At 76.9% G+C, this 1,749-nt stretch carries 1 protein-coding gene; it reads left to right on the top strand.

Annotated elements, in window-relative coordinates; translation table 11 throughout:
- Window positions 1-307 precede the first annotated feature (307 nt).
- Window positions 308-1,573, top strand: a complete 1,266-nt coding sequence (locus ACFXPK_RS12390) for a sensor histidine kinase (protein WP_385074444.1) — start codon at window positions 308-310, stop codon at window positions 1,571-1,573.
- Window positions 1,574-1,749: the final 176 nt, after the last annotated feature.

The following is a 1,749-nucleotide window of genomic DNA, read 5'->3' as shown; positions in this document are numbered from 1 at the left end:
CGCGCCCCCCCCCCGGGTGGTTGTCGCTCTGCCGCGCGGGCACACCCCCGGGGGTGCTCCCCGGACCCCCGCCCCCCCCCCCCCGGGGGGGCGCCCCCCCCCGCCCACCGGGGGGCCCCCCCCCCCGCCGTGGGTGGGCGGGTGCGCCGGGGGCGGCGGGCGCCGAGCCGCCGGCTGGCCGGCCGGGACATTTGTACCGGCCGACTCCGTACATCCGCCTCTGCCGGGCGGCCCCGCCGCTCCGTAGCGTTTTCGGCATGACGCAGACAGCTCGGAGCACGTGCCGCGGGGCGGCGAGGACCACATGATGAAGACGGTCGTGACGAGGAAGGGACGCCGCACGGGACTGCGCGCGGGCAGGCCGGCGCCGCCGTCCGGTTACGCCCTGCTGCCCTGGCTGCTGCTGGGGCTCGGCTCGTTCTCCAACATCGTGCAGGGCAGGACGCCCAACCCCTGGGTCGGCGGTCTCGGGCTGCTGGTCTTCAACTCCCTCTACATCTCGGTGGTGTTCCGCGCCTTCGACCGGGCCCGGCGGGACAGCCCCGCCACCCGGTGGTCGCTCGTCGCCATGGGCGTGCTGACCTTCGGACTGGCGTGGGCCTACGGCGGGAGCTGGCTGCTCTTCCTCCCGCTCCTCGGACTCGCCTGCGGCAGTGTGCTGCGGGGCCGTGCGCTGGCCGCGGTGGGCATCCCGGTGAGCGTCGCCGCGGCGGTCACGGCGGCGTACCACGACGGGTGGGGCGCGGTGAGCATCGCGTACGGCACGTTCATCTCGATGATGGTGACCGCGGCGCTCCTCACCCTCTCCGAGACGGTGACGGAGCTGCGCGACACCCGGCTGGAGCTGGCCCGTTCCGCGGTGGACCAGGAGCGGCTGCGTTTCTCGCGCGATCTGCACGATCTGCTGGGCCACACGATGTCCGTGGTCGTCGTCAAGGCGGAGGCGGCCCGCAGGCTGGCGCCGCGCGACCTGGACGCGGCCCTGGGCCAGGTCGCGGACATCGAGTCGGTCGGCAGGCAGGCCCTGGCGGAGATCCGGGAGGCCGTCACCGGCTACCGGGAGGGCAGTCTCGCCACGGACCTGGACCGGGCGCGCTCCGCACTGAGCGCGGCCGGGATCACGCCGGACGTACGGCGGTCGGGGCCGCCGCTGCAACCTCAGACGGAGGTGCTGCTGGGCTGGGTCGTAAGGGAGGCCGTCACCAACGCCGTGCGGCACAGCGGCGCGGCCCACTGCTCGATCGCCGTGGACGGCACGGCGGAGCGGGTACGGCTGACGGTCCTGGACGACGGTACGGGCGACGGCGCGGGCTCCGTCCGCTTCCCGGCGGGCAGCGACGGCGACGGCGAAGGCGAAGGGGGCGAGCGGGTCGGCGGTACGGGGCTGAAGGGGCTGGCCGAACGTCTCGCGGCGGTCGGCGGGTCGCTGGAGGCGGGCCCGGCGCACGAGGCGGACGCCGCGCCGGGGACGGACGCCGCGCCGGGGACGGGGTTCCGGGTCGTCGCGGTGCTGCCGGTGGACCCCCTCTCGGCGACCGGGCGCCCGCTGGACGAAGCGCCCGCACGGCCCTGAGCCCGGCGGTCCTGGCGGTCCTGGCGGTCCTGGCGATCCGGCGATTCGCCGGTCCCGCGCGGGCCCGGGGGGGGGGGGGGGGGCGCGCCGCGGGGCCCCCGGGCGGCGCACTGTCCAGCTTTGTCGAGGGGCCCCGCGGGCGGGGACCCGCTCTCTAGTGGCGGGGCGGGTTGATG

Source organism: Streptomyces sp. NPDC059142 (assembly GCF_042755665.1).
GTDB lineage: Bacteria > Actinomycetota > Actinomycetes > Streptomycetales > Streptomycetaceae > Streptomyces.
This window is presented reverse-complemented; position numbering and strand designations above follow the sequence as displayed.